Consider the following 21,819-nt stretch of genomic DNA (forward strand, 5'->3'; position numbering starts at 1 on the left):
CACTCACCTAACTCACTGATTAACAAGGAGTTTTCAGATCAGGCTGCGCCGTAAGAGGCGCGCATTATAGGCCTTCGAACTTACCCGTCAATGGCTTTTTGCAAAGTTTTCACTCCGCCTTGATCGAGATACGAGCAAAAGCCTTCTTGCCAGCCTGGCACACATGACTGGAGCCCAGCTTGAACATGAAGCTGCGATCCACCGATTCACCATCGACCTTGACGCCACCAGCACTCAGCAGGTCGCGAGCCGCCGCAGCATTCTTCACCAAACCAGCCTTATTAAGAACCGCGGAAACCGGCATATCCTCAGCGGCAAGCAATTCAACCTCTGGCAGATCATCGGGCAGCTCGCCATCTTTCAAACGATTACCAGCAGAGCGGTGCGCTGTCGCTGCTGCCTCCTCACCGTGGAAACGCGCCACGATTTCCTCGGCCAGCTTGATCTTGATATCGCGCGGATTAGCGCCCTTTTCAACATCTACCTTGAACTGCTCAATCTCTTCCATGGAACGGAAGCTGAGCAATTCAAAGTAACGCCACATCAACGAGTCCGGCATGGAGACCAGCTTGTTGTACATGACGCCCGGAGCTTCCTGGATACCTATATAGTTGCCCAGAGACTTGGACATCTTCTTCACGCCATCCAGCCCTTCAAGCAAGGGCATGGTGACGATGCACTGGGACGGCTGGCCGTACGAGCGCTGCAGCTCACGCCCCATCAACAGGTTGAATTTCTGGTCCGTACCACCGAGTTCGACGTCAGCTCGTAGAGCTACCGAGTCATAGCCCTGCACCAGCGGGTAAAGGAACTCATGGATGGCGATCGGCTGATTGCCCTCGTAACGCTTCTGGAAGTCATCACGCTCCAGCATGCGCGCCACGGTGTACTGCGAAGATAAGCGAATGAAGTCGGCCGGCGTCAGCTTGTCCATCCAGGTCGAGTTGAAAGCGACCTCGGTCTTGGCCGGATCAAGAATCTTGAATACCTGGGTCTTGTAGGTTTCGGCGTTGTCGAGCACCTGCTCACGAGTGAGCGGCGGGCGCGTAGCGCTCTTACCGCTGGGGTCGCCAATCATGCCGGTGAAGTCACCAATCAGGAAAATCACCTGATGGCCGAGCTCCTGGAACTGACGCAACTTATTAATAAGCACGGTGTGCCCCAGGTGCAGATCCGGCGCAGTCGGATCGAAGCCCGCCTTGATGCGCAGCGGCTCGCCACGCTTGAGCTTCTCAACCAGCTCAGACTCAACCAGAACTTCTTCGGCGCCACGCTTGATCAGCGCCAGCTGCTCTTCAACCGACTTCATGACAGGACTCATGCCACTCGAAACAAAAGGGAGCCAACCATACAAGATCACTGACCAATTACAAGCTCCAGCACAGCCCCAACCACCCAGCCATTAACCCGACTCAAGGGTTGCCTATAGAGAAATTTGATTATATTTTAGACAGTTAATGCACTCTTCCAAGAAACACCCTGAGCCATGACGCATTCTGTACCCAAAGCCACGTCCTATCCGCGGAGCCATTTACTGGCGGCAAGCGGCATTGCGGCGCTGCTGAGCCTGGCCTTGCTGGTGTTCCCATCACGCGAAGTCGAAGCGAAGAAGACCTACCTGAGCCTGGAGCTGGACAACGGGGCCGAGCAGATCCTGCAGGAAAAGGATGAACTCCGACCTGGCCAGCCAGAGGTGGCGCAAAAGGCATCGCCATTCGCCGACACCAGCCTTGCAGACAACAAGAACAGCGCCGAACCAGACGCGGACAATAAGAAAAACGAAGCATCTCTGAATCAATCTACCGACCCGTTGCAGAAAAGCGTCACCGTCGCCAGCGGCGATACGTTGTCGACTGTTTTTGCTCAGGTGGGGCTGGATGCCAATGCCCTGCATGAGGCATTGAATAGCAGCAAAGATGCAAAACGCTTTGGCCGCCTGCGCGCTGGCCAGGTGCTGGACTTCAAGCTGACCACCGACGGCCGACTGGAGAGGCTGAGCAGTAAGCTCAATGATCTGGAGAGCATCAGCCTCAACCGCTCAGAAAACGGTTTCGCCTTCAAGCGCGAGCTGGTCAAGCCCGATGTGCGTACTGCCTACGCCCATGGTGTCATCGATAGCTCGCTGTTCCTTTCTGCCAAACGTGCTGGCCTTTCGCACAGCTTGACGATGGATCTGGCCAACGTGTTCGGCTACGACATCGACTTCGCTCAAGACATCCGAGGCGGCGACGAATTCGAGCTGATCTACGAAGAGAAGGTCGTCGATGGCAAGCGCGTAGGTAGCGGCAATATTCTTTCTGCCCGCTTCACCAACCGCGGCAAGACCTATACCGCCGTGCGCTATACCAATAAGCAGGGCGTAAGCAGCTACTACAACGCTGACGGCATGAGCATGCGCAAGGCGTTTATCCGCACCCCTGTGGATTTTGCGCGTATCAGTTCGCGCTTCTCCATGGGCCGCAAGCATCCGATCCTGAACAAGATCCGCGCACACAAGGGCGTGGACTACGCCGCGCCGCGCGGCACTCCAATCAAGGCAGCGGGCGATGGCAAGGTCATCCTGGCTGGTCGTCGCGGTGGCTACGGGAATGCCGTCATCATCCAGCATGGCAGCAGCTACAAGACGCTTTACGGTCACATGCAAGGCTTCGCCAAAGGCATCCGCACAGGCGTCAGCGTCAAGCAAGGCCAGATCATTGGCTACATCGGCACTACCGGCCTGTCCACCGGGCCGCACCTGCACTATGAGTTCCAGGTCAACGGGCGCCATGTCGACCCGCTCAGCCAGAAACTGCCGATGGCCGACCCGATCCCAAGCAGCGAGAAGCAGCGCTTCCTGCAGCTGAGCAAGCCATTGATGGCGCGCATGGATCAAGAGAAGGCCACCCTGCTGGCCGCCAACAAGCAACCCTGATATGCCGCGCTATATGGGAGTGATGTCCGGCACCAGCCTCGATGGGCTGGACATTGCTCTGATCGAGCAGGACGAGAACATCTCGCTGCTCGCCCACCATTACCTCCCCATGCCCGCAGAGCTGCGCAGCGAATTGCTGAGCCTCTGTGCGCCCGGTCAGGACGAAATTGCCCGCGCCGCAATCGCCGAACAGCGCTGGGCAACGCTGGCGGCCCAAGGCATCAATGAGCTATTGCACAGTCACGGCCTTGGACCGAGCGATATCCGTGCCATCGGCAGCCACGGCCAGACCATTCGCCACGAGCCCGCACGCGCTTTCACCGTGCAAATCGGCAACCCAGCCCTGTTGGCTGAACTGACCGGCATTGACGTAATTGCCGACTTCCGCCGCCGGGACATGGCCGCGGGCGGGCAAGGCGCGCCCCTGGTACCTGCTTTCCATGAGTCGCTGTTCGGTGCCACTCAAAAGCCTTGTGCCGTTCTCAATATCGGCGGTTTCAGCAATCTGAGCCTGATCAACCCCGGCCAGCCTGTTCGAGGCTTCGATTGCGGGCCAGGCAATGCACTGATGGATGCCTGGATTGCCCAGCACCAGGGCCAGAGCTTCGACCGCGACGGTGCCTGGGCCGCCAGCGGCACACTGCACGAAGGGCTGTTGAGCCGACTGTTGAGCGATCCGTTCTTTGCTGGAAAAGGCCCGAAGAGCACTGGCCGCGAATTGTTCAATCTGCCGTGGCTGGAGCGCCATCTGGCTGCCCTGCCCGTCCTGCAACCTGCCGATGTTCAGCGCACCCTGCTGGAGCTAACGGCATGCAGCATCACCGAGTCCCTGCTACAGGCGCAGCCCGACACCCAAGAACTGCTGGTCTGTGGCGGCGGTGCGCACAACTCGGCACTGATGCTGCGCCTGCAGCAACTACTTCCCGGCTGCCGGGTGGATAGCACCGAAAGCCGCGGCGTACCGCCGGACTGGGTCGAAGCGATGGCCTTTGCCTGGCTGGCTCATTGTTGCCTGGAGCGCATTCCAGCCAACCGCCCCAGCGTCAGTGGCGCCAGGGGGCTGCGAATCCTCGGCGCCATCTACCCGGCCTGAACACAGAAACGAAAAAGCCGCGCAGATGCGCGGCTTTTTCTTATTCGATCCGCTTAGATCGAGAACGACGAACCACAGCCGCAGGTCGTGGTGGCATTGGGGTTGTTGATCACGAAGCGAGAACCTTCCAGGCCTTCCTGATAATCGACCTCTGCACCGGCCAGGTACTGAAAGCTCATGGGGTCGACAACCAGGCTGACGCCCTCACGCTCGACGATGGTGTCGTCGTCAGCCACGTCTTCATCGAAAGTGAAGCCGTATTGGAAACCGGAACAGCCGCCACCGGTGACGAACACCCGCAGCTTCAGGCGCGGGTTGCCTTCTTCATCGACCAGGTTCTTCACCTTGTTCGCCGCACCCTGGGTGAAAATCAGGGGGGTTGGAGTGAAGGTTTCGACGCTCATCTTGCTGCTCTCCCGGCGCCAGGCGCCATGTTACGTACCACGCGGAAGCGGATTATCCGCTTATCCGAGTAAACTGGTCAATTATTGCGCACCAGCAGATACGCATAATCTGCTAGCTGGATGGTGCGTCCGCGGCGAATTCAAATGCTAGGACGCACGGAGGATCAAGGCAGCAGCGCAGCGTGGGACAGGCCCAGGCGCTCGTCCAAGCCAAAGAGGATGTTCATGTTCTGTACCGCCTGGCCGGACGCGCCCTTGACCAGATTGTCGATGGCCGACAGCACCACCACCAGTTCGCCGCCCTGGGGCCGGTGCACAGCGATGCGGCAGACGTTGGCGCCTCGCACGCTGCGGGTTTCCGGATGGCTACCAGCCGGCATCACATCAACAAAAGGCTCATTGGCGTAGCGCTTCTCGAACAGCGCCTGCAGGTCCACGCCGCGGTCGGCGACGGTGGCGTACAGGGTCGCATGGATACCACGGATCATCGGTGCCAGGTGCGGCACAAAGGTCAGGCCTACCGGCCCGCCAGCCGCGCGACGCAGCCCCTGGGTGATTTCGGGCAAATGACGATGCCCCTTGACCGAGTAGGCCATCATGCTCTCGCTGGCCTCGCACAGCAGCGAGCCGACCTTGGCGCCGCGACCTGCACCGCTGACACCGGAGGCGCAGTTGGCAATCAGTTGGCTCGGTTCGGCCAGACCGGCCTCCAGCAGCGGGATCAGGCCCAGCTGAGTCGCTGTCGGGTAGCAACCCGGTACGGCGATCAGGCGTGCCGACTTGATGGCGTCACGATTGACCTCCGGCAAGCCATATACGGCCTCGGGCAGCAGCTCGGGAGCGCCATGGGGCTGGCCATACCACTTGGCCCACTCCTCGGCATCCTGCAGGCGGAAGTCGGCGGACAGGTCGATGACCTTGGTGCCCGCCGCCAGCAGTTCGCCGGCCAGGGCATGGGCCACACCGTGCGGAGTGGCGAAGAACACCACGTCACAGGCGCCCAGAGTCGCCACATCGGGCACGCTGAAAGCCAGGTTGTCGTAGTGCCCGCGCAGGTTGGGGTACATGTCGGCAACCTTGACCCCGGCTTCGGAGCGCGAGGTGATAACAGTCACCTCGGCTTGCGGATGCTGCGCCAGCAGGCGTAGCAGTTCCACTCCGGTGTAGCCCGTACCACCGACGATTCCGACCTTGACCATTGCCCGCCCCTCGCTGCGCAGTTGAGAAAGGCGCGATGATAAGCCAACAGCGCAGGTGACGCACGGGCACGGCTTTCTCTACTATCGCGAGTGAATCGTTAGAGGAAAGCCCTAATGCTCTATCTGTGGGTCAAGGCCCTGCACATCATTGCCATCGTCTGCTGGTTCGCCGGCCTGTTCTATCTGCCGCGTCTGTTCGTCTATCACGCGATGGCCGAGGACCAGCCCAGCCAAGAGCGCTTCACGGTGATGGAACGCAAGCTGTACCGCGGCATCATGAACCCTTCGATGATCGCTACTCTGCTGCTTGGTGGCTGGCTGCTCTATCTCAATCCGGGCTGGCTGCAGATGGGCTGGCTGCACGCCAAGTTGACCCTGGTAGCCGTGCTGGTCGGCTATCACCATGTCTGCGGCGCCCAGCTGAAACGTTTCGCTCGCGGCGAGAACGCGCGCAGCCACGTGTTCTATCGCTGGTTCAACGAGGTGCCGGTGCTGTTCCTGCTGGCCATCGTGATCCTGGTGGTGGTCAAACCCTTCTGACGACGAGAGGAAATCCCATGTCCCTGCCCGCCCTACTCGACAATCGTCTGCGCCTGCCGATCGTCGCGGCGCCGATGTTTCTGGTATCCGGCCCGCAACTGGTGCTGGCCTGCTGCAATAACGGCGTGATGGGCAGCTTCCCGGCCCTGAACCAGCGCGAGAGCAGCGGTTTCAAGGCCTGGCTGGAGGAGATCGAGACCGGCCTGGCTGCGGACGCCGCGCCCTATGCCGTCAACCTGATCGTGCATGGCAGCAACCCACGGCTGCAGGCCGACCTGGCCATCTGTGTGGAGCACAAAGTGCCCGTGGTGATTACCAGCCTGGGCGCGGTCAAGGAAGTGGTCGACGCGGTACACAGCTATGGCGGCCTGGTCTTTCACGACGTCACCACACGCCGACACGCCGAAAAGGCTGCCGAAGCAGGCGTGGACGGCCTGATCGCCGTGGCCGCCGGCGCCGGCGGGCATGCCGGCACCTGGAGCCCTTTCGCCCTGGTCGCCGAGATCCGCCAGTTCTTCGACAAGACCCTGCTGCTATCCGGCTGCCTCAACCACGGCCATGAGGTACTGGCCGCCCAATTACTGGGCGCCGACCTCGCCTACATGGGCACGCGCTTCATCGCCACCCGCGAAAGCAGCGCGGACAGCGATTACAAGCAGATGATCCTTGGCGCCCGCGCCGCCGATATCGTGCATACACCGGCGGTTTCCGGCGTACCGGCCAGCTTCATGCGCCAGAGTCTGGAGCGCGCCGGCTACGATCTGCAGCGCCTGCAGGACAAGGGTGACATCAACTACGGCGAAAAGCTCAAGCCGATCAATGACGAAGCCAAGGCCTGGAAAACCGTCTGGTCTGCCGGCCAGGGCGTCGGCGGCATCGACGACCTGCCCAGCACGGCCGAGCTGATCGCCCGCCTGGATGCCGAATACCGGGCCGCCCGCGAGCGAGCCGTGCAATTATCCTGAGCCGCACATCCCCCGAAGAATGCCAACAACAACGACAAGGAAGCACAGATGACAGAGGCCCGCTACAAGATCATTTTCGACGGCCAGCTCATGCCGGACATGGCTCTGGAGACGGTCAAGGAAAACCTCGCCCGCCTGTTCAAGAGCGAGCAGAGCCGTATCGACGCGCTGTTCAGCGGCTCCCCCGTGGCGCTCAAACGCGACCTCGCCGAAGCCGAAGCCGACAAGTACCTGGCGGCGCTGCAACGAGCCGGTGCCCGGGTACGCAAGGAGAGCGAGGGGCCACAGCTCAGCCTGGGCGCTACCGCCGAGCATGACCAGACGGCCCTGCACAGCGCCGCCGCAACCAGCATGAACTGCCCCAAATGCGGCCACACCCAGCCACAGTCAAGCGAGTGCTCGGCCTGCGGCATCGTCATCGAGAAGTACCTGGCTCGTCAGGCTCAGCTGGCCACCAGTGCCCCCACAGCCGAAGCACAGGCACCCGCGAGCGCGCCGGCATCGCCTTACAGCACGCCCAAGGCAGAGGTAGGCGAAGCCTTGCCGGAGCACGGCCCGCTGAACATCTTCAGCGTACGTGGACGGATCGGCCGACTGCGCTACCTGGGCTGGTCGATGGGCATGATGCTGCTGTTCATGCTCGCCTATGCCATTGCCGCCGGCATCATGGCCGTTGTGCCCATGGTTGGCGGACTGCTGATGATTCCCGTGGTGCTCGGTTCGATCGTGGTAGCGGTGATGATCGGCGTGCAGCGCCTGCACGACATCGGCTGGTCCGGCTGGCTCTGGCTGATTAACCTGGTGCCGCTGGTAGGCTTCGTCTTCTCCCTGCTGATGCTGGTGGTACCCGGCACTTCGGATGCCAACCGCTACGGCCCACCGCCGCCGCCCAACAGCCGCGGTGTGATCGCCATGGCCTGGGGCGGCCTGCTGCTGTCGATCATCGCGACCGTGGGCATCCTCGCTGCCGTGGCCATTCCGGCCTACCAGGAATACGTGCAGCGCGCACAGGACGCTCAGCAGTTCCAGATGCCGCAGGCCGAGGAGTAAACCGGTGAGCGGTTACGCCCTGATCACCGGCGCCTCTAGCGGTCTCGGTCTGGCCCTGGCCGAAGCGCTGGCCCGGCGCGGGCGTAACCTGCTGCTGGTTGCCCGCCAGCGCGATGCCCTGGAAAGCATCGCCTGCGAACTGAGTCAGCGCTTCGGCGTTGAGGCCCTGTTCCGTGTCTGCGACCTCAGCGAGCCCCTGCAGGTCAGTGGGCTGCTCCAGGAACTGGAGGACAGCGAAAGACAGATCGACCTGCTGGTGAACAATGCCGGTATCGGCAGCGCCGGCCTGTTCGTCGAACAGGATTGGAGCCGTGAGCAGGAACTGATCGAGCTGAATGTCCTGGCACTGTGCCGCCTGTGCCACGCTATTGGCGGGCATATGCAGCGGCGCGGCGCCGGGCAGATTCTCAATGTCGCGTCCCTGGCCGCTTTCCAGGCGGGGCCGCTGATGAGCAACTACTTCGCCAGCAAGGCCTATGTGCTGCATTTCTCAGAGGCGCTGCGCAGTGAGCTGGCGCCTTACGGGGTAAAGGTTTCGGTGCTTTGCCCCGGCCCTGTGGCCACCGCCTTCTTCCGTCGTGCGCACCTGCGCAGCGAGGGTTTGGCACGGCGCGAACTGCTGGCCAGCCCGGAGCAGATTGCCCTGCAGGCCGTACGCGGACTGGAGAAGAACCGCGCCATCATCATTCCCGAATGGCGCCAGCGCCTGCTGCCGCAATTGCTGCGCCTGACCCCGCGGGCCCTGGCCAGACGCATTGCTATGCGTATGGTGCGCCCACTGCTGCCCCGCGCGGGCGACGAGCACGCCTGATCAGCCAGCGCTGACCGTGCGCCCAGCTGCCCAGGCACGCAGAGCGGCCAGATCCTCGGCCATCACCACCGACAATGGCGCGGTGCCCTGGATGCAGCTCAGCAGCAAGGCCTGATCGACCGTCTGTTGTCGCGCCTGCGCGGCGTAGAGTGCGCTGACCACCACCTGCTCGATCTCCGCGCCGGAGAAACCGTCACTGATACCCGCCAGTTCGGCCAGATCGAAAGCCTCAGGCTCCAGCTCGCGCCGGCGCAGGTGGATGGCGAAGATGTCCGCACGCACCTGCGCATCCGGCAGGTCGACGAAGAACAGTTCATCGAAGCGCCCCTTGCGCACCAACTCCGGCGGCAGGCGGTGAATGGCGTTGGCGGTGGCGACCATGAATACCGGTGCCTTGCGCTCGGCCATCCAGGTCAGCAGGGTCCCCAGCACGCGCTGACTGACGCCGTCGTCGTTGTCGCCCGTGGCCAGCCCCTTCTCGATCTCGTCCATCCACAACACGCAAGGCGCCATCTGCTCGGCGAGCTTGAGCGCCTCGCGCAGGTTGCGCTCGGTCTCGCCAAAGAACTTGTTGTACAGGCTGGCGAAATCCAGGCGCAGCAGTGGCAACCCCCAGAGCCCCGCCACGGCCTTGGCGGCCAGGCTCTTGCCGCCGCCCTGCACACCGACCAGCAGCATGCCACGGGGGACATCAGCCCCCTTGGCATTGAGAAACAGCGCCTGGCGCTCGCCCAGCCAGCGTTTGAGATTCGCCAGCCCGCCCACCTCGGCGAAACGCGCGGTGTCGTACTCGAAACTGAGCACTCCTCCCAGGTCGAGCAACTGGAACTTGGCCTTGTTCAGCTCCGGCAGGTCTTCCTGGGTAATGGCGCCGTCATCGCAGATGACATTGCGTGCCAGCGCCCGGGCCTCGGCATGACTGGCGCCACGCAGGTTCTTCACCACCTGCTGCAGCGTACGGTTGTCGGTACGCACCCGCGCGCCGCGATTGCGCTCGCTCCAGCGCGTGGCCTCCTCGCGGACGATGGCCAGCAGCTCTTCTTCCGTTGGCAGCGCCAGACTGAAGCGCGCGGCATAGCGCTGTACCTCGGCCGGCAGCTTGAAGGCATGGGACACCAGCACCAGGGTCGGCCTGTGCGCCGCTTCGCTCATAGCAATTTCCTTGAGCAGGCGCACCAGCTTGGGATTATCGGCAAGGAAGGGGTGCAGATCGCACATGACATACAGGTTAGGCACCGGATCGGCCTTGATCAGGCGCAGCGCCTGCTCGGGCTCGCGGCTGTCCAGTTCACCATTCGGCTCACCGCCAAAGGCCAGACGCTGCAGCCCTTCGGTCACCGCCCAGGTATAAATACCCAGGCCACGCTTGATCGCCAGCGAGGTCAGGGTCTCCAGCACCCGCGGCTCATCCCAGGACTCGATCACCACCAGCTTGACCCGCGAGTCGAGCACCAGCCCCAGATCGTGGATATCGTTCTTCACACGCGCTCCTTGTGTCGCTGACCCTGTCTGGCTTCGCAGAATACCCAAGGATGGCCAGGAAGCCCATGAACAGCCCGCGGGCTGGCAAACACGGACATTCGCGAGAGGAACAGCGACCTGTTGTCGCCGGTCAAAATTCTGGCCGAACCTTCAGGTAAACTGCACGGCATGCCCTGCATGGAGAAGCCCATGAGCGACCAACGCCAGTTTTCCCCCGTCGACCGCCTGCTGATGCAGGCCGATGCCGCCATGCGCACCCTGCTGCCCTTCAGCGGCGCACCGGCCAGACCCTCGCCAGCCATCGTGCAGAACGAGGGGCAACTGAGTGACGAGGAGGCCCGTCATGTCGCCGGCCTGATGCGTATCAACCACACCGGCGAGGTCTGCGCCCAGGCGCTTTACCAGGGCCAGGCGCTGACTGCCAGACTGCCTCAGGTACGCCAAGCCATGGAGCATGCCGCCGACGAGGAGATCGACCATCTGGCCTGGTGCGAACAGCGCATTCGCGAGCTCGGCAGCAGCCCAAGTGTGCTCAACCCGCTGTTCTATGGCCTGTCCTTCGGCGTCGGTGCCATGGCTGGACTGATCAGCGACAAGGTCAGCCTGGGCTTCGTCGCCGCTACCGAGGATCAGGTGGTCAAACACCTCGACGAGCACCTGGAGCAAATTCCGGCGGATGACGCCAAGACCCGCGCCATCCTCGAACAGATGCGCGAGGACGAGCAGCAACATTCCACCAGTGCCCTGGAGGCGGGCGGCCTGCGCTTCCCCGCCCCGGTCAAATTCGGCATGAGCCTGCTGTCCAAGGTGATGACCAAGAGCACCTACCGGATCTGAAGCAAAGAAAAAGGCGCCCAAGGGCGCCTTTTTCATATCAGCCGAACTCAGCCAAGTTCGACGATTTCGTAGTCGTGGGTGATCTCCACACCGGCGCGGCCGAGCATGATCGAGGCCGAGCAGTACTTCTCTGCCGACAGCTCCACCGCACGCTTGACCTGTGCCTCCTTCAGCCCGCGGCCCTTGACCACGAAGTGCAGGTGAATCTTGGTGAACACTTTGGGATCCTCGTCGGCACGCTCGGCCTCGAGGAAGGCTTCGCAGCTTTCCACCGGCTGGCGCGACTTCTTGAGGATGCTGACCACGTCGAAGTTGCTGCAGCCGCCGAGGCCCAACAACACCATTTCCATCGGCCGCACGCCCAGATTGCGGCCACCGGCCTCGGGCGGACCGTCCATGACCACGACATGGCCGCTGCCGGACTCGCCAAGGAACATGGCCTCACCGGCCCACTGAATGCGCGCTTTCATCGCCAGACTCCACTACCCGAAAAAATGCGCGCTAGCTTAGCACAGCGTCAAAACCAGCCCCGAGCAGCCGTTTCGTGGGCAGTGGGCCACCCCTAGTGTTAGCCACGTCGCATTTTGGCGTTACCCACTGCACCACGTCTGTTAAGCTGGCGGCGGTTTACTGGCACACTTGTTCGGATAACTAATAAGAAATACGCCTGCTGGACAGAGGCTTACTCACTTTTTCGGGACTCGGGCATGGTCGCTATTACCCTTACACCAAAGATAAAGAATCTCGACAAGCTGCTCGCGCACTGTCACCGCCGCCGTTATACGGCGAAAAGCACCATCATCTATGCAGGGGATCGCTGCGAAACCCTGTTCTTCATCATCAAAGGCTCCGTCACCATCCTGATCGAGGATGATGATGGCCGCGAGATGATCATCGCCTACCTCAACTCTGGGGATTTCTTCGGCGAAATGGGCCTGTTCGAGCGCGAGGGCACCGAGAAAGAGCGCAGCGCCTGGGTTCGCGCCAAGACCGAATGCGAAGTGGCGGAACTGAGCTATGCCAAGTTCCGCGAACTGACCCAGCAGGACCCGGAAATTCTCTACGCCCTGGGCAGCCAGATGGCCGACCGCCTGCGCAACACCACACGCAAGGTAGGTGACCTGGCCTTCCTCGACGTGACCGGCCGCGTGGCCCGTACCCTGCTGGACCTGTGCAAGCAACCGGACGCCATGACCCACCCGGACGGCATGCAGATCAAGATCACCCGCCAGGAAATCGGCCGCATCGTTGGCTGCTCCCGCGAAATGGTCGGTCGCGTGCTCAAGTCCCTCGAGGAACAGGGTCTGGTGCATGTCAAAGGCAAGACCATGGTGGTCTACGGCACGCGCTGAGCCACTCACACCATAAAAAACGCCGCTGATTGAGCGGCGTTTTTATTTCTGCAGAGCTGACCAGATCAGTCCGGATCAGCGCCCAGCACCACTCGACTGGCGCTCTGGAAGAACAGCCGCTTGAGCTCGGCCCCCGGATCCTCGGCACGCATGAAGGCTTCGCCGACCAGGAAGGCGTAAACCTCACTGATCTCCATCAGCTCCACGTCAGCACGGGTGAGAATGCCGCTCTCGGTGATCACCAGGCGATCACGCGGAATGCGCGGCAGCAGGTCGAGGGTGGTTTCCAGGCTGACCTCGAAGGTATGCAGGTTACGGTTGTTGATGCCCACCAGCGGGGTATCCAGGTGCTTGAGCGCACGCTCCAGCTCGTCGCCGTCGTGCACTTCCACCAGCACGTCCAGACCCTGCTCCTTGGCCACATCGGCCAGCTCGACCATGCGTGCATCGTCCAGTGCGGAAACGATCAGCAGCACGCAGTCGGCGCCGAGGGCACGGGCTTCGACGATCTGATAGGGATCGACCATAAAGTCCTTGCGGATCACCGGCAGCGCACAAGCGGCACGCGCCTGCTGCAGGTACTCGTCGGCGCCCTGGAAGAAGTCGATATCGGTCAGTACCGACAGGCAGGCAGCGCCGCCATCCTCGTAGCTCTTGGCGATCTCGGCCGGCACGAAGTGCTCACGCAACACGCCCTTGCTCGGCGAGGCCTTCTTGATCTCGGCGATCACCGCCGCCTGCTTGTTGGCAGCACGGGTCTGCAGGGCGCGGGCGAAACCGCGCGGGGCATCGGCCGCACGTGCCTGCACTTCAAGCTCGGCCAGGCTGACCCGCGCACTGCGCTCGGCCACTTCCTCGAACTTGCGGGCGATGATCTTCTCCAGCACGGTTGGGATACTCACCCTTCGTTCTCCACGCGAAATACAGCGGTAAAGGAAACCAGCTCGTCCAGCTTCTCCCAGGCCAGGCCGGTGTGCAGGGCGTCCTGCGCCAGCTGCATGCCTTCCTTGAGACTAGTCGCCAGGTCGGCGGCGTACAGCGCGGCGCCGGCATTGAGCACGATCATGTCGGCCGCCTTCTGACCGTTCTCGGTCTTGCGCTTGCCCAGCGCGTCGCGGATCAGCGCCAGCGAACCGGCCGCATCCTCGACGGTCAGGCCGATCAGGCTCTGGCTCTTGATGCCGAAGTCCTCGGGCTGAATGCGGTATTCGCTGATCACGCCGTCCTTCAGTTCGGCGACATAGGTCGGCGCGGCCAAGCTGACCTCGTCCAGACCGTCGCTGGCGTGCACCACCAGCACATGCTGGCTACCGAGGCGTTGCAGCACTTCAGCCATCGGCCGGCACAGCGCCTGGCTGAACACGCCGATCACCTGATGCTTGACCCCCGCCGGGTTGGTCATCGGGCCGAGCATGTTGAATACGGTGCGCAGGCCCAGCTCACGACGCGGGCCGATGGCGTGCTTCATGGCGCCGTGATGGGCCGGGGCGAACATGAAGCCCACACCGACACTCTCCACACAGCGCGCTACCTGCTCCGGCTTGAGGTTGAGATAAACCCCGGCCGCCTCCAGCAGGTCGGCACTGCCGCTCTTGCCGGACACCGCACGATTGCCATGCTTGGCCACCCGGCCGCCGGCCGCGGCAACCACGAAGGCAGCAGCGGTGGAGACGTTGAACACGTTCATGCCATCGCCACCGGTGCCGCAGGTATCCACCAGGCGCTCGGCATTGATCTGCACCGGCGAGGCCAACTCGCGCATCACGGTAGCGGCGCCGACGATTTCGTCGATGGTCTCGCTCTTCATGCGCATGCCCATGAGGAAGGCGCCGATCTGCGCGTCGGTGCACTGCCCGGTCATGATCAGGCGCATGACGTCCTGCATTTCGGCGGTGGTCAGGTCCAGCTGGTTGACCACCCGGTTGAGGGCTTCCTTGATGTCCATGTCAGCGCACCCCGCCTTGCTGTTTGAGGAAGTTGGCGAACAGTTCGTGGCCCTGTTCGGTGAGGATGGATTCCGGGTGGAACTGCACGCCCTCGATGTTCAGGGTCTTGTGGCGCAGGCCCATGATCTCGTCGACGCTGCCGTCTTCATGCTGAGTCCAGGCGGTCATTTCCAGGCACTCCGGCAGGGTCTCGCGCTTGACCACCAGCGAGTGATAACGGGTCACGGTCAGCGGCTTGTTGAGGCCGGCGAACACGCCCTTGTCCTCGTGGAATACCGGGCTGGTCTTGCCATGCATCACCTGGCGCGCGCGCACCACATCGCCGCCAAACGCCTGGCCGATGCTCTGGTGGCCGAGGCACACGCCGAGGATCGGCAGCTTGCCGGCAAAATGCAGGATGGCCTCGATGGACACGCCCGCCTCGGTCGGTGTGCACGGGCCAGGGGAGACCACGATGCGCTCGGGCTTGAGCGCCTCGATCTCGGCGATGCTCAGCTCGTCGTTGCGGATCACGTGGACGTCGGCACCCAGTTCGCCCAGGTACTGCACCACGTTGTAGGTAAAGGAGTCGTAGTTGTCGATCATCAGCAGCATGTTGGCGTCTCCCTTACTGCACGGACTGTTCGGCGAGGCTGACCGCGCGGAACATGGCGCGACGCTTGTTCAGGGTTTCTTCCCACTCCAGCGCCGGCTGCGAGTCGGCAACGATGCCAGCACCGGCCTGCACATGCAGCTCGCCGTCCTTGATCACCGCGGTACGGATGGCGATGGCGGTGTCCATATTGCCGTTCCACGCCAGGTAGCCCACGGCGCCACCGTAGACGCCACGCTTGACCGGCTCCAGCTCGTCGATGATCTCCATGGCGCGTACCTTGGGCGCACCGGACAAGGTGCCGGCCGGCAGGATCGCGCGCAGGGCGTCCATGGCCGACAGGTTTTCCTTCAGATGGCCGGTGACGTTGGAGACGATGTGCATGACGTTGGAGTAGCGCTCGATCACCATCTGCTCGGTGACCTTCACCGTGCCGGTGCTGGAGACGCGACCAACGTCGTTGCGACCGAGGTCGATCAGCATCAGGTGCTCGGCGATCTCCTTGGCGTCGGACAGCAGATCCTTCTCCAACTCGATATCGGCTTCCTCGTTGGCGCCGCGCGGGCGGGTACCGGCAATCGGGCGCACGGTGACCAGGTTGTCCTCGACCCGCACCAGCACTTCCGGCGAACTACCCACCACGTGGAAGTCGCCGAAGTTGAAGAAGTACATGTAGGGCGTCGGGTTGATGCAGCGCAGCGCGCGGTACAGATCGATCGGCGCGGCTTGGAACGGGATCGACATGCGCTGCGAGATCACCACCTGCATGCAGTCGCCGGCGAGGATGTATTCCTTGATCGCACCGACCGCCGCCTCATAGTCATCGCGCTTGAAGCTGGAAACGAAGTCCGGCTCCGGGCCGCTGGCCTTGCTCAGATCCACGCCCAGGCGCGGGGTGATCGGCTGGCGCAGCCTGTTCAGCAGCTCGCGCAGTTGTGCCTGGCCCTGCTCGAATGCATCGCCCTGCGCCGGGTCAACCAGAACGATGGCGTGCATCTTGCCGGCCAGGTTGTCGAAGACGACGACCGCATCCGAGACCATCAGCAGGATATCCGGCGTGCCCAGCGGATCAGGATTCGGGCACTGCGCCAGTTTCTTCTCCACGTAGCGCACGCTGTCGTAGCCGAAGTAGCCCACCAGGCCGCCATTGAAACGCGGCAGGCCGGCAATGGTCGGAACGTTGTAGCGCGCCTTGAACTGTTCGACGAAGGCCAGCGGGTCTTCGCAGTCGAGGCTCTCGGTCTCGACGCCGTCGACGCTGACACTGACGTGGTGACCATGGGCTCGCAGCACGGTGCGCGCCGGCAGGCCGATGATCGAGTAGCGCCCCCACTTCTCACCGCCCTGCACGGATTCCAGCAGGTAGGAGTTGGGGGTATCGGCCAGCTTGAGGTAGATCGACAGCGGGGTGTCGAAGTCGGCCAGGGTCTCGAAGGCGAGCGGAATGCGGTTGTAGCCTTCGGCGGCCAAACGCAGGAATTCTTCGCGGGTCATGCACACAGCCTCGTGGGGAGGGTAAACGGGAGTTGAGCAAACACGCCGGGGCAACCGGCCGGGAGGAAATCAGGCGCGCCAGCGCCAGCGGGCCAGGGCCTTGACCAGTTTCATCCAGTGTTTGTGGGCAACTACCACGATGCTGTCTCGTGCGAGGGGTAATCAGAGGAGTCCGGGGACATTACCCCAGCGCCCTCGCCCGTGCAACCAGGCAGCAGTTGGCGCAGGTCGTCGATGACCCGCGCCGGGTTTTCTTCGGCAATCGGCCGGCCATGGTTGTAGCCGTAGGACAGCGCCACGCAAGGCACGCCAGCAGCATGCGCGGCCAGCACGTCATTGCGAGAGTCACCCACGAACAGGGCCTGATCCGGTTCGACACCGGCCAGGTGCAGCACATGCAGCAACGCAGCCGGGTCGGGCTTCTGTTGCGGCAGGGTGTCGCCACCAATGATCCAGCGGAAGTAGCCGCCCAGGCCCATCTCGTCGAGCAGCGGCGCGACGAAACGCTCCGGCTTGTTAGTGATCAGCGCCAGCTCCACGGCGGCGCCACGCAGCCAGTCGAGCGAACTGACCACGCCCGGATAGACCCGGCTCAGTGCATGGCTTCCGGCATAGGCTTCGTTGAACAGCTCCAGCGCCTGGGTGGTTTCCGCTTCGTCAACGGTACAGTGCTCGATATCGCCAGCCAGGGCGCGGCGTACCAGCACCCGCGCGCCGTTGCCGACCCAGTGACGCACGCGCTCGATACCCGCCGGCTCGCGGCCCAGCTGCACCAGCATGCTATCCACCGCCGCAGCCAGATCCGGTACGGAGTCAACCAGCGTGCCGTCGAGGTCGAACATCACCAGGCGCGGCAGATCGCCGCGAAACAGCTCCAGTATCACGTGCGCACCTGGGCCAGCTCGGCACGCATGGCGTCGATCACGGCCTTGTAGTCCGGCTGGTTGAAGATCGCCGAGCCGGCGACGAAGGTGTCGGCGCCGGCCTCGGCGATTTCGCGGATGTTCTGTACGTTGACCCCGCCATCGATCTCCAGGCGGATTTCGCGGCCGCTGGCATCGATCAGCGCGCGCGCTTCGCGCAACTTGTCGAGGGTGCCGGGGATGAACTTCTGCCCGCCGAAGCCCGGGTTGACGCTCATCAGCAGGATCATGTCGACCTTGTCCATCACGTACTTGAGCACGTCCAGCGGGGTGGCCGGGTTGAACACCAGGCCGGCCTTGGCGCCGCCGGCCTTGATCAGCTGCAGGGAGCGGTCGATGTGTTCGCTGGCTTCCGGGTGGAAGGTGATGTAGCTGGCGCCCGCCTCGATGAAGTCGCCGATGATGCGGTCGACCGGCTTGACCATCAGGTGCGCGTCGATCGGCGCGGTGATGCCGTACTTGCGCAGTGCCGAGCAGACCATCGGGCCGATGGTCAGGTTGGGCACGTAGTGGTTGTCCATCACGTCGAAGTGGACGATGTCGGCACCGGCGGCGAGGACATTGTCGACTTCCTCGCCCAGGCGGGCGAAATCGGCGGAGAGAATCGACGGGGCGATGGCGAAGGATTGCATGGCGGCCTCAGGGCTTAATCACGGTGACGCGATTGTAGCCTGAGAGCCTACCCACGATCTCCTGCGCGTCGGAAAAGCCGCGTTGAAAGCACCTTCGGAATGCTCATTTACCTCTCGTAAACTGCGCTTCCTCAGTCACTTTCGCCTTGCTTTTCTCTAGCGCAGAAGCCCGTGGGCAGGCTCTTCGCATCTATCTACTACTCCGGCAACGACGTACGCATCTTCTCGCTGCGCCCGCGCAGCCACTCCAGGGTCAGCAGCAGGACGATGGAGAAACCGATCAGCAAGGTCGCGGCGGCGGCGATGGTCGGCGACAGGTTCTCGCGGATGCCGCTGAACATCTGCCGCGGCAGGGTGGCCTGTTCGGGGCCGGCGAGGAACAGGGTCACCACCACCTCATCGAACGAGGTGGCGAAGGCGAACAGCGCACCGGAAATCACCCCGGGGGCGATCAGCGGCAGGGTGATCTTGCGAAACGCCAGCAGCGGCGAGGCGCCCAGGCTGGCGGCGGCGCGCACCAGGTTGTAGTTGAAGCCCTGCAGGGTCGCGGACACGGTGATGATGACGAAAGGTACGCCGAGCACGGCGTGCACCAGAATCAACCCGGTGTAGCTGTTGCCCAGGCCCAGCGGGGCGAAGAACAGGTAGCTGGCCACGCCGACGATGACCACCGGGGCGACCATCGGCGAGATCAGCAGGCTCATCACCAGCGCCTTGCCGCGGAACTCGCCGCGAGTCAGGCCGATCGCCGCCAGGGTGCCGAACACCATCGCCAGCAGGGTCGCCGCCGGGGCGACGATCAGGCTGTTCTTCAGCGCGCGCATCCATTCGGCCGAGCTGAAGAAGGTTTCGTACCAGCGCAGGGAGAAACCCTGCAGCGGGTAGACCAAGAAGCTGCCGGAGTTAAACGACAGCGGGATGATCACCAGCACCGGCAGGATCAGGAACAGCAGCACCAGCGCGCACAGGCTGCGGTGAGTCCAGAACCAGGCGCGCTCGATGGGGGACTTGTAGGGGCTCAGCATATGCACTCTCCAATCAACTCCCCTCTCCCGCTTGTGGGAGAGGGGCTGGGGGAGAGGGCTGCATAGGCTTCGCCCCTCTCCCGCCCTGCGGGCACCCTCTCCCCACAGGGGCGAGGGTCATCAGTTGGCCTGCAACGCAGGCATTTTTATCCCAGGCGCAGACGGCTGGCGCCAACCAGCCAGCTGTACACCACATAGAGCAGCATGGTGGCCAGCAGCAGCAGGCCGCCGAGGGCCGTGGCCATGCCCCAGTTGATGGTGCTGTTGGTATAGAAGGCGACGAAGTAGCTGATCATCTGGTCGCTCGGACTGCCTAGCAGCGCCGGGGTGATGTAGTAACCAATCGACAGGATGAACACCAGCAGGCAACCGGCGCCGACACCGGCCAGGGTCTGCGGGAAGTACACGCGCCAGAAACTGGCGAACGGATGACAGCCGAGGGAAATCGCCGCGCGCATGTAGCTGGGCGAGATGCCCTTCATCACGCTGTAGATCGGCAGGATCATGAACGGCAGCATGATGTGCACCATGGAGATGTAGACCCCGACACGGTTGAACACCAGCTGCAGCGGCTCATCGATGATGCCCATGGCCATCAGTGCACCGTTGATCAGGCCGCCGGACTGCAACAGCACGATCCACGCCGCCACGCGCACCAGAATTGAGGTCCAGAACGGCAGCAGCACCAGGATCATCAGCAGATTGCTGGTGCGGGTCGGCAGGGTCGCCAGCAGGTAGGCCAGCGGATAGGCCAGCAGCAGGCAAATGACGGTGATCACTGCGCCCATGCAGAACGTGCGGGCGAAGATGTCCAGGTAGATGGCCTGGTCCGGGGTGGCAGCCGCCAGCTCACCGAGGTCGTCGATGCGATGGTCGAGGGCAGCCAGCAGGTAATAGGGGGTGAAGGCAGAGCTATTGCGACGGATCACCTGCCAGTAGGCCGGGTCGCCCCAGCGCTCGTCGAGGTTTTCCAACGCATCCTTGTAAGACTCCGGTGGCTGCTTGAATGGCAGCGCGCGGCCGGTCTTGGCCATCAGACTGCGGTAGCCGGCCAGTTCCATGTTCAGGCGCTTGGATAGGTCACCAATGGTCTGTTGCTTGCGCGCTTCGGCCAGGTCGTCGGCCAGGGCGCGATAGACCGGCTCGTCGGGCAGACCACGGCCGTCCCAGGCGGATATGGCCTCGACAGTACGCGGCAGGCTGCCGACTACTTCGGGGTTCTCCACGCTCTTGTACAGCAGGATGCCAATCGGCAGCAGGAACACCGCGAAGAGGAACACCAGCAGCGGCAGGATCAGGCCCTGGGCCTTGAGCCGGTTGAGGCGCTCGGCGCGCGCCAGCCTCTGCTTCAGGGTCAGGCCGGAGGCGTCAGTGAGAGTAGCGGTAGTGGCCATCGCAGGCTCCAGAAAACCGGGATAAAGCACCCTCGCCCAACCGCGGGCGAGGGTTCGAGAGGAACGGGGGAACGTTCCTCCTACCAAACCCCTTCAGGCGAAGGGGGCACTGCACGGAAGACTTACTTCGCGGCCCAGGCGTTGAAGCGTTGCTCCAGCTGCTCGCCGTAGTCCGCCCAGAAGGTCACGTTCATCGGCACCTGGCCGGCGATGTTTTCCGGGGTGGTCGGCATGTCCTTGAGCAGCGCCGGGTCGAGCAGCTCGACCGCCTTCTTGTTGGCCGGGCCGTAGGCAATGTTGGAGGAGTAGACCTTCTGCTGCTCGGGCTGCACGCTGAACGCGGCGAAAGCCTTGGCGGCGTCGGCATCCTTGGCGCCACGCGGGATGGCCCAGGAGTCGAAGTCGTAGATCCCGCCGTTCCACACCACCTGCAGGTTGCTTTCCTTCTGCACGGCGGCGATGCGACCGTTGTAGGCGGAGCTCATGACCACGTCACCCGAGGCGAGGAACTGCGGCGGCTGCGCGCCGGCTTCCCACCACTGGATGCTCGGCTTGATCTCGTCGAGCTTCTTGAAGGCACGGTCCTGGCCTTCCTTAGTGGCCAGCACGGTGTAGACATCCTTGGCCGGTACGCCATCGGCCATCAGGGCGAATTCCAGGGTGTACTTGGCGCCCTTGCGCAGGCCGCGCTTGCCCGGGAATTTCTGCACATCCCAGAAATCGGCCCAGCCGGTCGGGGCGCTGGCCAGCTTGTCGGCGTTGTAGGCCAGTACGGTGGACCAGACGAAGAAGCCGATGCCGCAGGGCTGGATCGCGCCTTCGATGAAGTCATCGGCATTGCCGAACTGCTCGGGATCGAGCTCCTCGAACAGGCCTTCGTCGCAACCACGGGCCAGCTCCGGCGACTCCACTTCGACCAGGTGCCAGGACACACTGTTGGTGTCGACCATGGCTTTCACCTTGGCCATCTCGCCGTTGTACTCGCCAGCGATGATCTTGCCTTTGCCGGCTGCTTCCCACGGCTGGTAAAAGGCTTTTTCCTGGGCGGTCTTGTTGGCGCCACCGAAGGAAATCACCGTCAGATCGGCGGCCATGGCCTGGGTCGCGCCGGCCAGGCCCAGAGCCAAGGCGGCGAGGCGGAAGGTACTGCGAACAGCTGTGCTCAT

The 21,819-nt window shown here is 63.1% G+C and carries 21 protein-coding genes and 1 pseudogene; 8 read left to right on the top strand and 14 right to left on the bottom strand.

The window, feature by feature from the left end:
* Positions 1-109: 109 nt before the first annotated feature.
* Positions 110-1,309, bottom strand: coding sequence for a tyrosine--tRNA ligase (gene tyrS / locus P7A97_RS08690; protein ID WP_277689543.1), 1,200 nt, complete (start codon positions 1,307-1,309; stop codon positions 110-112).
* 177 nt (positions 1,310-1,486) lie between these two features.
* Between tyrS and P7A97_RS08695 the strand changes: the two genes are divergently transcribed.
* Entirely contained in the window at positions 1,487-2,914 is a 1,428-nt protein-coding gene (locus P7A97_RS08695) for a peptidoglycan DD-metalloendopeptidase family protein (RefSeq protein ID WP_277689544.1), read from the top strand.
* A gap of 1 nt (position 2,915) precedes the next feature.
* Positions 2,916-4,007, top strand: coding sequence for an anhydro-N-acetylmuramic acid kinase (locus P7A97_RS08700; RefSeq protein WP_277689545.1), 1,092 nt, complete (start codon positions 2,916-2,918; stop codon positions 4,005-4,007).
* A gap of 53 nt (positions 4,008-4,060) precedes the next feature.
* Here the strand turns inward: P7A97_RS08700 and erpA are convergent, their stop codons facing one another.
* Complete coding sequence (erpA, locus tag P7A97_RS08705; RefSeq protein WP_277689546.1) at positions 4,061-4,411, bottom strand: iron-sulfur cluster insertion protein ErpA; 351 nt, start codon at positions 4,409-4,411, stop codon at positions 4,061-4,063.
* 164 nt (positions 4,412-4,575) lie between these two features.
* On the bottom strand, positions 4,576-5,610 hold the full coding sequence (gene argC, locus P7A97_RS08710; RefSeq protein ID WP_277689547.1) for an N-acetyl-gamma-glutamyl-phosphate reductase: 1,035 nt from the start codon (positions 5,608-5,610) through the stop codon (positions 4,576-4,578).
* Positions 5,611-5,724: 114 nt separating this feature from the next.
* On the opposite strand from argC, the gene hemJ reads away from it, so the two are divergent.
* From hemJ to P7A97_RS08730, 4 genes are read left to right on the top strand one after another with little or no spacing between them, the layout of a single operon-like run.
* Positions 5,725-6,150 (top strand): protoporphyrinogen oxidase HemJ, encoded by a 426-nt coding sequence (hemJ, locus tag P7A97_RS08715; RefSeq protein WP_277689548.1) that lies wholly within the window; start codon positions 5,725-5,727, stop codon positions 6,148-6,150.
* A 17-nt stretch (positions 6,151-6,167) separates the two neighbouring features.
* Positions 6,168-7,115: a nitronate monooxygenase family protein gene (locus tag P7A97_RS08720; RefSeq protein WP_277689549.1), complete on the top strand. Its 948-nt coding sequence runs from the start codon at positions 6,168-6,170 to the stop codon at positions 7,113-7,115.
* A 48-nt stretch (positions 7,116-7,163) separates the two neighbouring features.
* Positions 7,164-8,165, top strand: coding sequence for a DUF805 domain-containing protein (locus P7A97_RS08725; RefSeq protein WP_277689550.1), 1,002 nt, complete (start codon positions 7,164-7,166; stop codon positions 8,163-8,165).
* 4 nt (positions 8,166-8,169) lie between these two features.
* Complete coding sequence (locus P7A97_RS08730) at positions 8,170-8,976, top strand: SDR family oxidoreductase (protein WP_277689551.1); 807 nt, start codon at positions 8,170-8,172, stop codon at positions 8,974-8,976.
* Here P7A97_RS08730 and P7A97_RS08735 read toward each other — a convergent pair whose 3' ends face one another.
* Positions 8,977-10,458 (bottom strand): AAA family ATPase, encoded by a 1,482-nt coding sequence (locus tag P7A97_RS08735; protein ID WP_277689552.1) that lies wholly within the window; start codon positions 10,456-10,458, stop codon positions 8,977-8,979. It lies immediately after the preceding gene.
* 189 nt (positions 10,459-10,647) lie between these two features.
* Here P7A97_RS08735 and coq7 point away from each other — a divergent pair, with 189 nt between their 5' ends.
* On the top strand, positions 10,648-11,295 hold the full coding sequence (gene coq7 / locus P7A97_RS08740; RefSeq protein WP_277689553.1) for a 2-polyprenyl-3-methyl-6-methoxy-1,4-benzoquinone monooxygenase: 648 nt from the start codon (positions 10,648-10,650) through the stop codon (positions 11,293-11,295).
* A gap of 47 nt (positions 11,296-11,342) precedes the next feature.
* On the opposite strand, the gene P7A97_RS08745 is transcribed toward coq7, so the two are convergent.
* Positions 11,343-11,765 carry an OsmC family protein gene (locus P7A97_RS08745; RefSeq protein WP_277689554.1) on the bottom strand — a complete coding sequence of 141 codons (423 nt, stop codon included), beginning with the start codon at positions 11,763-11,765 and terminating at the stop codon, positions 11,343-11,345.
* Positions 11,766-12,002: 237 nt separating this feature from the next.
* Here P7A97_RS08745 and crp point away from each other — a divergent pair, with 237 nt between their 5' ends.
* Positions 12,003-12,647, top strand: a complete 645-nt coding sequence (crp, locus tag P7A97_RS08750) for a cAMP-activated global transcriptional regulator CRP (RefSeq protein ID WP_277689555.1) — start codon at positions 12,003-12,005, stop codon at positions 12,645-12,647.
* Positions 12,648-12,712: 65 nt separating this feature from the next.
* Here the strand turns inward: crp and trpC are convergent, their stop codons facing one another.
* The 9 genes and pseudogenes from trpC to P7A97_RS08795 all read right to left on the bottom strand — a co-directional run bounded on the left by trpC (position 12,713) and on the right by P7A97_RS08795 (position 21,819).
* Positions 12,713-13,549 carry an indole-3-glycerol phosphate synthase TrpC gene (gene trpC / locus P7A97_RS08755; protein ID WP_277689556.1) on the bottom strand — a complete coding sequence of 279 codons (837 nt, stop codon included), beginning with the start codon at positions 13,547-13,549 and terminating at the stop codon, positions 12,713-12,715.
* Entirely contained in the window at positions 13,546-14,592 is a 1,047-nt protein-coding gene (gene trpD / locus P7A97_RS08760; RefSeq protein WP_277689557.1) for an anthranilate phosphoribosyltransferase, read from the bottom strand. The genes trpC and trpD overlap by 4 nt, the downstream gene beginning before the upstream one ends.
* Before the next feature lies 1 nt (position 14,593).
* Positions 14,594-15,187, bottom strand: coding sequence for an aminodeoxychorismate/anthranilate synthase component II (locus tag P7A97_RS08765; RefSeq protein WP_277689558.1), 594 nt, complete (start codon positions 15,185-15,187; stop codon positions 14,594-14,596).
* A gap of 13 nt (positions 15,188-15,200) precedes the next feature.
* The gene (gene trpE / locus P7A97_RS08770) at positions 15,201-16,679 is read right to left on the bottom strand and encodes an anthranilate synthase component I (RefSeq protein WP_277689559.1); all 1,479 of its coding nucleotides are present in this window, start codon (positions 16,677-16,679) and stop codon (positions 15,201-15,203) included.
* Positions 16,680-16,748: 69 nt separating this feature from the next.
* Positions 16,749-17,521, bottom strand: a pseudogene (locus P7A97_RS08775) (phosphoglycolate phosphatase).
* Positions 17,522-17,559: 38 nt separating this feature from the next.
* On the bottom strand, positions 17,560-18,234 hold the full coding sequence (gene rpe / locus P7A97_RS08780; protein WP_277689560.1) for a ribulose-phosphate 3-epimerase: 675 nt from the start codon (positions 18,232-18,234) through the stop codon (positions 17,560-17,562).
* 197 nt (positions 18,235-18,431) lie between these two features.
* A complete protein-coding gene (locus tag P7A97_RS08785; RefSeq protein ID WP_277689561.1) occupies positions 18,432-19,259 on the bottom strand; it encodes an ABC transporter permease in 828 nt (275 codons plus the stop codon).
* Between the two features lie 146 nt (positions 19,260-19,405).
* Positions 19,406-20,653: an ABC transporter permease gene (locus P7A97_RS08790; protein ID WP_277689562.1), complete on the bottom strand. Its 1,248-nt coding sequence runs from the start codon at positions 20,651-20,653 to the stop codon at positions 19,406-19,408.
* 122 nt (positions 20,654-20,775) lie between these two features.
* A complete protein-coding gene (locus P7A97_RS08795) occupies positions 20,776-21,819 on the bottom strand; it encodes an ABC transporter substrate-binding protein (RefSeq protein ID WP_277689563.1) in 1,044 nt (347 codons plus the stop codon).

Origin of the sequence: Pseudomonas sp. GOM6 (assembly GCF_029537485.1) — a bacterium.
In the GTDB taxonomy this organism is placed as follows: Bacteria; Pseudomonadota; Gammaproteobacteria; order Pseudomonadales; family Pseudomonadaceae; genus Aquipseudomonas.

What these genes read in the sequence shown, in the direction of transcription:
- tyrS (WP_277689543.1), bottom strand. Translation starts at nt 1,309, where the DNA reads ATGAAGTCGGTTGAAGAGCAGCTGGCGCTGATCAAGCGTGGCGCCGAA.
- P7A97_RS08695 (WP_277689544.1), top strand. Translation starts at nt 1,487, where the DNA reads ATGACGCATTCTGTACCCAAAGCCACGTCCTATCCGCGGAGCCATTTA.
- P7A97_RS08700 (WP_277689545.1), top strand. Translation starts at nt 2,916, where the DNA reads ATGCCGCGCTATATGGGAGTGATGTCCGGCACCAGCCTCGATGGGCTG.
- erpA (WP_277689546.1), bottom strand. Translation starts at nt 4,411, where the DNA reads ATGAGCGTCGAAACCTTCACTCCAACCCCCCTGATTTTCACCCAGGGT.
- argC (WP_277689547.1), bottom strand. Translation starts at nt 5,610, where the DNA reads ATGGTCAAGGTCGGAATCGTCGGTGGTACGGGCTACACCGGAGTGGAA.
- hemJ (WP_277689548.1), top strand. Translation starts at nt 5,725, where the DNA reads ATGCTCTATCTGTGGGTCAAGGCCCTGCACATCATTGCCATCGTCTGC.
- P7A97_RS08720 (WP_277689549.1), top strand. Translation starts at nt 6,168, where the DNA reads ATGTCCCTGCCCGCCCTACTCGACAATCGTCTGCGCCTGCCGATCGTC.
- P7A97_RS08725 (WP_277689550.1), top strand. Translation starts at nt 7,164, where the DNA reads ATGACAGAGGCCCGCTACAAGATCATTTTCGACGGCCAGCTCATGCCG.
- coq7 (WP_277689553.1), top strand. Translation starts at nt 10,648, where the DNA reads ATGAGCGACCAACGCCAGTTTTCCCCCGTCGACCGCCTGCTGATGCAG.
- P7A97_RS08745 (WP_277689554.1), bottom strand. Translation starts at nt 11,765, where the DNA reads ATGAAAGCGCGCATTCAGTGGGCCGGTGAGGCCATGTTCCTTGGCGAG.
- crp (WP_277689555.1), top strand. Translation starts at nt 12,003, where the DNA reads ATGGTCGCTATTACCCTTACACCAAAGATAAAGAATCTCGACAAGCTG.
- trpD (WP_277689557.1), bottom strand. Translation starts at nt 14,592, where the DNA reads ATGGACATCAAGGAAGCCCTCAACCGGGTGGTCAACCAGCTGGACCTG.
- P7A97_RS08765 (WP_277689558.1), bottom strand. Translation starts at nt 15,187, where the DNA reads ATGCTGCTGATGATCGACAACTACGACTCCTTTACCTACAACGTGGTG.
- trpE (WP_277689559.1), bottom strand. Translation starts at nt 16,679, where the DNA reads ATGACCCGCGAAGAATTCCTGCGTTTGGCCGCCGAAGGCTACAACCGC.
- rpe (WP_277689560.1), bottom strand. Translation starts at nt 18,234, where the DNA reads ATGCAATCCTTCGCCATCGCCCCGTCGATTCTCTCCGCCGATTTCGCC.
- P7A97_RS08785 (WP_277689561.1), bottom strand. Translation starts at nt 19,259, where the DNA reads ATGCTGAGCCCCTACAAGTCCCCCATCGAGCGCGCCTGGTTCTGGACT.
- P7A97_RS08790 (WP_277689562.1), bottom strand. Translation starts at nt 20,653, where the DNA reads ATGGCCACTACCGCTACTCTCACTGACGCCTCCGGCCTGACCCTGAAG.
- P7A97_RS08795 (WP_277689563.1), bottom strand. Translation starts at nt 21,819, where the DNA reads ATGAGCACAGCTGTTCGCAGTACCTTCCGCCTCGCCGCCTTGGCTCTG.